The organism is Saccharibacillus sacchari DSM 19268 (assembly GCF_000585395.1).
Classification (GTDB): domain Bacteria; phylum Bacillota; class Bacilli; order Paenibacillales; family Paenibacillaceae; genus Saccharibacillus; species Saccharibacillus sacchari.
The window spans coordinates 4,837,291-4,846,173 of the sequence record NZ_KK073875.1; the positions used below are offsets into that span (position 1 = coordinate 4,837,291).

10 protein-coding genes are annotated in these 8,883 nt (G+C 51.5%); all 10 read right to left on the reverse strand.

Features of this window, described 5'->3' with window-relative positions; genetic code table 11:
• Window positions 1–94: 94 nt before the first annotated feature.
• Complete coding sequence (locus SACSAC_RS20960) at window positions 95–481, reverse strand: diacylglycerol kinase family protein (protein ID WP_037289961.1); 387 nt, start codon at window positions 479–481, stop codon at window positions 95–97.
• Window positions 481–981 (reverse strand): rRNA maturation RNase YbeY, encoded by a 501-nt coding sequence (gene ybeY / locus SACSAC_RS20965; protein ID WP_037289964.1) that lies wholly within the window; start codon window positions 979–981, stop codon window positions 481–483. The genes SACSAC_RS20960 and ybeY overlap by 1 nt, the downstream gene beginning before the upstream one ends.
• A gap of 3 nt (window positions 982–984) precedes the next feature.
• Window positions 985–3,222, reverse strand: a complete 2,238-nt coding sequence (locus SACSAC_RS20970; protein WP_037289966.1) for an HD family phosphohydrolase — start codon at window positions 3,220–3,222, stop codon at window positions 985–987.
• A 60-nt stretch (window positions 3,223–3,282) separates the two neighbouring features.
• Entirely contained in the window at window positions 3,283–4,254 is a 972-nt protein-coding gene (locus SACSAC_RS20975) for a PhoH family protein (RefSeq protein WP_037289968.1), read from the reverse strand.
• A 207-nt stretch (window positions 4,255–4,461) separates the two neighbouring features.
• On the reverse strand, window positions 4,462–5,064 hold the full coding sequence (locus SACSAC_RS20980; RefSeq protein ID WP_037289970.1) for a hypothetical protein: 603 nt from the start codon (window positions 5,062–5,064) through the stop codon (window positions 4,462–4,464).
• A 34-nt stretch (window positions 5,065–5,098) separates the two neighbouring features.
• On the reverse strand, window positions 5,099–6,103 hold the full coding sequence (gene floA, locus SACSAC_RS20985) for a flotillin-like protein FloA (protein ID WP_037289971.1): 1,005 nt from the start codon (window positions 6,101–6,103) through the stop codon (window positions 5,099–5,101).
• Window positions 6,104–6,208: 105 nt separating this feature from the next.
• A complete protein-coding gene (locus SACSAC_RS20990) occupies window positions 6,209–7,042 on the reverse strand; it encodes an NfeD family protein (RefSeq protein WP_037289972.1) in 834 nt (277 codons plus the stop codon).
• 211 nt (window positions 7,043–7,253) lie between these two features.
• Window positions 7,254–7,697: a GatB/YqeY domain-containing protein gene (locus tag SACSAC_RS20995; protein ID WP_037289974.1), complete on the reverse strand. Its 444-nt coding sequence runs from the start codon at window positions 7,695–7,697 to the stop codon at window positions 7,254–7,256.
• Between the two features lie 122 nt (window positions 7,698–7,819).
• Window positions 7,820–7,993 (reverse strand): 30S ribosomal protein S21, encoded by a 174-nt coding sequence (rpsU, locus tag SACSAC_RS21000; RefSeq protein WP_005547957.1) that lies wholly within the window; start codon window positions 7,991–7,993, stop codon window positions 7,820–7,822.
• Window positions 7,994–8,186: 193 nt separating this feature from the next.
• Window positions 8,187–8,549 (reverse strand): histidine triad nucleotide-binding protein, encoded by a 363-nt coding sequence (locus SACSAC_RS21005; protein WP_037289985.1) that lies wholly within the window; start codon window positions 8,547–8,549, stop codon window positions 8,187–8,189.
• Window positions 8,550–8,883 lie beyond the last annotated feature (334 nt).

Genomic DNA, 8,883 nt, shown 5'->3' on the forward strand with positions numbered 1-8,883 from the left:
TTGTGTTGCCCCTCTCCGCTTCATCTAAGTGGAATTCTATTGTACACCCGCAAAGCGTCCGCAACCAGCACTATTCGCAAGTTGCCGAGTCCATTTATATCCAGCCCCATGATTTGGCGAGATTCAGCAACGGCGGCACAAAAACGATCAATCCGATCAGGGCGGCAAAAAACGCGGAGGCCAGCACAGCCCCCGCGGCAGCGTCCTTGGCTTTTTTCGCCAATGGATGAAGCCGGTCTCCGACCGTCAAATTAACGGCGGCTTCGACGGCCGTATTCATCAACTCCGCCGATAAAACCAAGCCAATCGCCAGACACAATAGCCCCCAGTCCAACCTTGGAACCCGCAGCAGCGCACCCAGAAGCAGCACAGCTGCGCACAGCGCCAGATGCACTTTGAAATTCCGCTCCGTCGAAGCCGTCGCCCGAACGCCATCCCAGGCATTTCGGAACACATCCCCCCAGGTACGCCGCTTTTCCATTAGCGCGTCAGTCCGATTTGCTGCAGGACCGCTTCCTGTTTGCCCATCATAACCGCTTCGTCTTCCGGCGTCTGATGATCGTAACCCAGCAAGTGAAGGAATCCGTGCACGAACAAGAAGCCCAACTCGCGTTCAACCGAATGCCCGTAATCTTCGCTCTGCGCGATCGCGCGCGGTACGGAGATAATGATATCGCCCAGCATTTCGTCAAACTCCGGGATCGCTTCGTCTTCCGTTTCCACTTCATAAGTGATTTCCGGTTCTTCGCCCAGGGATTCGCGCATCGCAAAAGACAAAACGTCGGTGGGACGGTCAATATTGCGGAACTCTCTGTTCAAACGGTGAATTTCTTCATCATCGACGAAAGTCAGCGCTACTTCTCCGTCGCTTACGCCTTCCACGGCTCCTGCCGCGACCAGCAGTTTATTCAATTGCCCAATCAATTCTTCACTGATTTCATACTCGCTTTGCTCGTTGCTCCATTCCAGCTGCAGACTCATGCGTCAATTCTCCTTTGTCTTGGGCTTAACCTCTTCGGGATATTCGATCCGCGAGTGGAAGATTCCCATTACCGCTTCTTTGAGCGTCTTGGCGACCACGTCAAGCTCTTTGAGCGTAATATCGCATTCATTGAACTGTTGATCGTCCAGACGGCTCTTGATGATTTTGCCGATCATGGATTCCACCTGGTCGATGGTCGGCTTATGCAGGGAACGCACGGCAGCTTCGACGCTGTCCGCGATCCCGACTACCGCCGCTTCTTTCGACTGGGCTTTCGGACCCGGATAACGGAATTCCGCTTCCGTGAAGTCCGGCTCTACCCCGCGCTCTTCGGCCTGCTTCAATGCTTTCTGATAGAAGAAATACAGGAAAGTCGTTCCGTGATGCTGTTCGGCGATATCGCGGATGCGTTTAGGGAGCTTATATTCCTTTTGCATTTCCACGCCGTCTCTGGCATGCGCGACAATGATCGATTTACTGAGCTTGGGATCGATGGAATCGTGCGGGTTCTCGATGTTATTCTGATTTTCGATAAAGTAGCTTGGACGCTTCGTTTTACCGATATCGTGATAATACGAGCCGACCCGGCACAACAGTCCGTTCGCGCCGATCGCCTCGGCCGCCGCTTCCGACAAGTTGCCGACCATGACGCTGTGGTGATAAGTACCCGGCGTTTCGATCAACAGTTTGCGCAGCAGCGGATGGTTCGGGTTCGACAATTCTACCAGCTTAAGCGCCGACAAGATTCCGAACGTCACTTCGAAGAACGGCATCAGTCCAATGGTCAGAATCGCAGTCAACAATCCCGAAGCCAAAGCGAATGCGACCGGATAAAGAATGGTGCTGCGATTCAGGTCGGCGTCGCCGATCAACGATAACGCCAACACGGCAACGGCTCCGAACAAGCTCACCATAATTCCGGCTTTGAGGATCGTGGAACGCTGGCTGGCTTTATGTACCGTAAAGATTGCCGCATAGGAGACAACCAATGTATAGAAGCCGAAATGGAAGTCAAATATGCCTGTGCCCGACTGTCCGGCGTTCAACACAATGCTTGCCAACACCGAGAAAATAATGGCGCTAAAATAAGCAAACGAATTATTAAGCAGCAGCGTAATGAGCGTACATCCTATCGCGACCGGAGCCAGGTACCCGACATACTTCGACGTATCGCTCTGTACCAAAGCTGTCAGATGCATCGCAATCAGCATGATGAAATAGATGAGTACGATCATCAATAGCTGAGGATTATCGTAACGGAATTCCGTCCCGCTCTGACGAGTGAACAGGAACAAGCCGAATGCAAGCAGGACGGACAGCAGAAGCAAGCCGAACTGAGGCCAATAATTGATCTCCGTCTTCAACATGTCATTTTCTTTAAGCAAATTGTAAGTGTCCTGCGTAATGATTTCACCGCGTTGCACCAAAACTTCGCCCTGATCGATATAAACCGTCTCGGTATTTTCCCGTGCTTGTACCGCCGCTTCTTTTGTTGCTTCTTCATCGTAAAAACGGTTCGGCGTGATCGAAAGCTTGATCAACTCTTGCACCACTTCGCGCGAAGTCCGATCGGTAAGCGTGCTTCGGCTGACGAATTCCGCAACCTGGGCTCTCGCAGTCTGCGCATCCGTGACCTGATCGCTCATCAAGCGAGACACGATTCCCGTCGCTTCCGACTTCATTTGCTGAATCTGCGTCGGCGTCAAAGAAGGAATCTTGTAAAAAGTCTCTTCCGGAATATCGTATTCCTGCTCGCCTACCCGCGTTCGAACTTCTTGCAAAAGCGTCGCTGAATAGGCTCCGTTGTTGCCGCTATTGCGGATTGAGTTCGCCATGAACTGACTCACTTTCTGCGGCAGTTCTTCCCTGTAAATCTCGATTTTGTTCGCATCCGTCAATTGATCATCCTGATTCAATGTATCGATCCGATCAAGCAACTGACTGATCAGCGTATCGTTGCGCAGCGAGAAAATTCGATACACTTGTTGAACTTTCTCGGCTGCTTCCTCTTGTGCCTGTAGCGTCGCTTTGCTGTTCGGAATCTGCGCCGGAGCCAAAATTTCTTTGTCGCTTGGCATGTTCACCTGAATATCGTACTTTTCAGGCATAAGTTTAGGATACAGCCCCACATAAAACATCAGCGCCAAGAGAAGGAACAAGATCAGTTTGACGACCCCGCTGCTTTTCCAACCTGACAGTTTGGGGTCGGTTTTGCGTTTCCATTTTTCTTTTGAAGCCATATGGAAGAACCTCCGGTATTAGACTCCTGAGCTCGTTCGCAAATGAACCGGGAAAGCCTTTTACTCGATGCTTTCCGCCGCTTTTTCGTAAGCCACGATAATTTTTTGTACCAACGAGTGACGCACGACATCTTCTTCGGCAAACGTAACAAAGCCGATATCCGAAATTCCGTTCAAGATCAGACGAGCTTCCACCAGGCCCGACTTTTTGCCGCGAGGCAAGTCGATCTGCGTCACGTCGCCCGTGATGACCATCTTGGATCCGAATCCCAGACGCGTCAGAACCATTTTCATTTGCTCCGGCGTCGTGTTTTGTGCTTCATCCAAAATGATGAACGCATCTTCAAGCGTGCGACCGCGCATGTAGGCGAGCGGAGCGATTTCGATCAAGCCGCGCTCCAGCGCCTTGGCGACCTGATCGGTGCCCATAATATCGTACAGCGCATCGTAAAGCGGCCGCAGATAAGGATCGACTTTTTCTTGCAAATCGCCCGGCAGGAAGCCCAGGCTTTCACCTGCTTCAACCGCAGGGCGGCTGAGCACGATACGCTTGACCAGGCCTTCCTTGAGCGCAGTGACAGCCAATACGACAGCCAAATATGTTTTGCCGGTACCGGCCGGGCCGATGCCGAACACGATGTCTTTTTTCTTGATCGTTGTTACATAATGTTTTTGTCCGATCGTTTTGGGACGAATCGGCTTGCCTCGGAACGTCAGGGCAATTTCTCCCTTGAACAAATCAAGCAGTTGATCGGCCCGGAAATCTTTGGCCAGTTCCAATGCGTATTGAACGTCGCGCTCCGTTAAGTTATAGCCATTACGCACCAATTGAAGCAATACGTCAAACAGATGCTCCAACTGATCTGTCTCCTGCTGCGGTCCGTGAACGGCGATCTCTTCTTCCCGGCTGTCGATACGCGCTTTGAACTGCCGTTCGATCATCTTGAGATACGTGTCTTGCGGACCAAACAGGGCCAATCCTTCCCCCGCGTTATGTAACGGGATCTTGATGCTTCTCGTCTGTTCTGTCAAAAGCTCTCAGTCTCCTTAATCGATGTGATATCCAGCTTCGGCATAGATTGTTATTCCTCAACTGTACCATTCTCCGACTCCCCTTGCAAAAGATTTCGGGCGGGCTTTTTATGGATCGGAATCCGGAGAAATACAAAAAGCCGGCCTATCCGTTTGGGGCGGAAAAGGCCGGCAGCCTCACGATCCGAAGATCGTGACTCCGCAGAGTTATCTGCGTCCGGAAGAATACGGCTTTCTTGCACGGGGCGAACCCAGAACTTCGGCCCAGAGGACGCCTTTGCGCAGCTCGTCCGCTGTCGGATTCGACATTAGCGACGCAGCTGTAGCCGTCCGAACCGAAGGAACATTGTTGCTCGAAGCCGAATTTTGCGGCGTTGACGAATTCCTTCGAGAACCGGAAGCCGCACGTTCGATTTGACGCGAGGCGTTCTTTATGCCGTGCGTACGCCGCTGCATTGAACGCTGTTCGCGCAATCTTTTTTCGACTTCGCCTTTCAATCGGCGTGATGCCTGATCGAGATTAGTCCGTTCCGTGTGCGTGCCGCGCTCTTGCGAGTCGGGATTACGGTCCGCGCGTCCGTTTCTGGAGCTGGTCGGCGCACCGGAGAACGGAGACTGCCGCTCTCCGTCTGAAGATGGGTCGAGGCGAGCCGGATTCGCTTGCCTCTGCGAGGAGGCGCCGCGGCCCCCGAAAGGTTCGCCCCCTCCGTTAGGCTTCGCATTCTTTTTCCCAAACACGGAGAACAGCGCACCCGCAATGATAACGACAATAAACAAGTTGTTTGTGATCCATTCCAAGAACTGGGGCATAGACTCCCCTCCTGTTCTACCTTTTGCTTACGTTTTATTTATTATTCGGGTCGTTCTTATCAACGTGGGTAACATTCATTCCGCCCAGCGATCCGCGCATTTCCGTATCCGCTTCGAGATTTTTCATATTCAGATAATCCATAACGCCAATTTTTCCGCCGCGCAGAGCTTCAGCCATAGCAATCGGAACCTCCGACTCGGCTTCCACGACACGTGCTTTCATCTCGACTACGCGTGCGTTCATTTCTTGTTCTTCGGCTACGGCCATTGCACGGCGCTCTTCGGCTTTCGCTTGAGCGATACGCTTGTCGGCTTCCGCTTGTTCCGTTTGAAGGAAGGCACCGATATTTTTACCGACGTCTACGTCCGCGATATCAATGGACAGGATTTCGAACGCCGTACCCGCGTCCAGACCTTTTTCGAGGACAGTACGCGAGATTTTATCCGGGTTTTCCAAAACTTCCTTATGCGTGTCACTGGAACCTACCGTTGTGACGATACCTTCGCCGACACGAGCAATAATAGTTTCTTCGCCGGCACCGCCTACGAGACGATCAATATTCGCACGTACAGTGACGCGAGCAATAACGACAACTTCAATACCGTTACGCGCGACTGCCGATACGCTAGGCGTCTCGATCACACGCGGGTTAACGCTCATTTGTACGGCTTGCAGGACGTCACGACCTGCAAGGTCGATTGCAGCGGCACGTTCGAATTCCAAAGGAATATTCGCGCGATGAGCGGCGATTAAGGCATTGACGACCCGGTCCACGTTACCACCGGCCAAATAGTGACTCTCGAGTTGGTTAATGGTCAAGCTGATACCGGCTTTATGCGCTTTAATCATCGGATTGACGATTCGAGCCGGCGTAACGCGACGCAGTCGCATCGCGACCAGCGTGATAATGCCGATGCGCAGGCCGGAAGCCAAAGCGGAAATCCACAGTGCCACCGGGAAAAAGCTAAAGAAAATGCTCAAAATAATAATACCGACCACTACGATGAGCAGCGGGCCGATCCATGCTGCGTCTGCCATAAGTACCCCTCCAAATTTAGGGTCCGAAACGCTTCGGATCTCAGTCCGGCGTTTCGAACTCCGTTATGTCGTTCTTTGCTTGCAAAACTTGCGGACGACTGCGAATCAGATCGGTTCGATCGGACCTAATCCGCTGTTCCACTTTTCTTGGACCACAACGCGCGATCCTTCGGTTTTAACGATCACGATGGCTTTGTCGCGTTCGATGAACGCGCCTTCGCTCACAACATCGATTCGTTCGCCGTCGATCATGATCGTTCCCGACGGGCGAAGCGACGTTACCGTAACGCCGTCGCGACCGACCAATTCATGCCGCGTGACTGCCGAGTTGTATCCGGCTTCCGACGTCAAGCTGTCTTTCAAAATGAAGCGATTCCAAACCCCGCGCTCCTTGAAAACGAATACGACGATGCCGACCGCCGCCGCGGCCAATACGAAAGCGATCCCGAGCGTCTGTAAAGCATGTCCCGTTGCCCATGCTGCCATAACCACTCCTCCTATTAGTGAGCCCGCCCCGAGCAGGCCCAATATCCCGAAACTCGGTACGAATACTTCGATCGCCATAAGAATGATCCCTACCGCGAACAGCAGCCACACGTAAGGTCCGGCCAAATCTTGAAACGTGCTTGCGAAAAAGTAAAGAACGAACGCGCTGACTCCGAGCAACCCCGGGAAAATCAACCCCGGAAGAAGCAACTCGATCACGACGCCCGCAAAGCCGATAAACAACAGCAAGGTCAGCATGATCGGCGTTGTCAGAAATTCGGAAGTATTAGCCAAGAATCCCGCTTGCCCGACCGTAGTTTCGGTTACGCCGGCAGCAGATGCCGAAGATGCGAACGACGTTAAAACAATCAGCGGAATGCCGACCAGCCAAACGACGCCCCACAGCGCCGCAGCCATGCCTACCCACCATTTGGAACGCGCTTGTGTATCCATTAGGTCTCCCTCCTTCTTTTGAATGTTGTCACATGCACCCAAATCCATTCCGTCGGTTCCCTCTGTTTGTACACATGCGAAAGTGTCTCAGTAATAGTATACGTGCATATCGGCCAGGCGTTTCAAAAAAATCCCGCTTTTCGCAAAAAAGTTGAAACCGCATAACAAAAACGCCTTTCCGGAGTTCCGGAAAGGCGTTTATTTTGTTCGTTTATTGCAGGTACTGCTGAACCACTTGGTTAACCAACTTCCCGTCGGCGCGTCCTTTGACTTTCGGCATCAGAGCGGCCATGACTTTGCCCATATCGGCTTTGGAAGAAGCACCGGTTTCCTGGATGGTCTGCTGTACAATGGCTTTAACTTCTTCTTCAGCAAGCTGAGCGGGAAGGTATTCAGCAACAATAACGATCTCGGCTTCGACAGTCTCGGCCAAATCGTCACGACCTGCTTTTTTAAACTCTTGGAGGGAATCTTTACGCTGCTTGATTTCACGACTCAGAATATCAAGCACTTCTGCGTCATCCAAAGTCCGCTTCAAATCGATCTCCTGATTCTTGACCGTTGCGCGAATCATTCGTATGGTCGAGAGTTTGAATTTATCCTTACTCCGCATGGCTTGTTTCATATCTTCGTTCAATCGTTCGCTAAGATTCATTTAAAATAAAGCCTCCTACTGGTGATGTGTTTGCTGTCGAGCAATCGACAGAAAAGGCCAAAACACATCTTGGTGATGTGTCTGTTGCCGAAAAAATCGACAAACGAAAAAAACACACCTATTTAGAACTTTCTTTTGCGAGCAGCCTCAGACTTTTTCTTGCGCTTTACGCTAGGCTTCTCATAATGCTTGCGCTTTTTGACTTCCGCCAGTACGCCGTCTTTTGCAATAGAGCGTTTAAAGCGGCGAAGAGCAGCATCAATAGTCTCATTTTTGCGAACTTTAGTTTCAGACACCAGTTTCCCCTCCCTCCGACCAGACCGTCCAAGAGCATAACACGGTTAATCAACTTTCATTATAGGCGAAAATTAAACCCCGTGTCAATGCTTATAAAAAAGGTTATACGGATATATTCGTACTTCTGCCTGTTCTTGCCTCGGTTGCTTGAACGGCTATCCGTCGCAGGAACGTTTCAGGCTTTTCGCCCGTTTACTCGTGCGATCCGGAAATTCCGGTCAGTGCGCCGAGTTTGGCACCGCCGAGCAAATGGAAATGCAGATGCGGCACCGTCTGGCCTCCGTCGGAACCGCAGTTGTTGATCACCCGATACCCGCTCTCCGCGATGCCGAGTTCTTGAGCCAACTGCACGGCTACCTGATGAATTTCTCCGATTACGGCCAAATCCGCTTGTTCGATCTCGTTCAACGAAGGGATCGGTTTTTTAGGCACGATCAGTACATGCACGGGAGCCGCAGGCTGAATATCGTGAAAAGCATAAATCCGCTCGTTCTCGAACACTTTTTTGCTCGGGATACTGCCTTCGATAATTTTGCTGAAAATCGTCTCGCTCATATGGGTTCCTCCTCGTCTGTTCGGCGGCGGCTATTCGAAAATCGTGCAGCCGTTCGCCGTGCGATGCTAAACTTCGCAAGTCTGCCTTATTCATTGTACAAACAAACGCAAAAAAAGACAAAAAAAAGAAGCCCCCTACAAAGTCCAAAAGGATCTGCATGCTTGAACGACGATCCAGTAGCTTGACCAACCATAATCAGGTTTACGTTCGCCTGAAACGCACGCGCTTTAGGTGCGATTCCGTTGGAGACTTCGTACACGCTTTAGGTACGAAATCTCAGGGGAGCGTAACCTTGCCTTTAGTGTTGACAAGGTACTAAGTTTTGGCCGACGC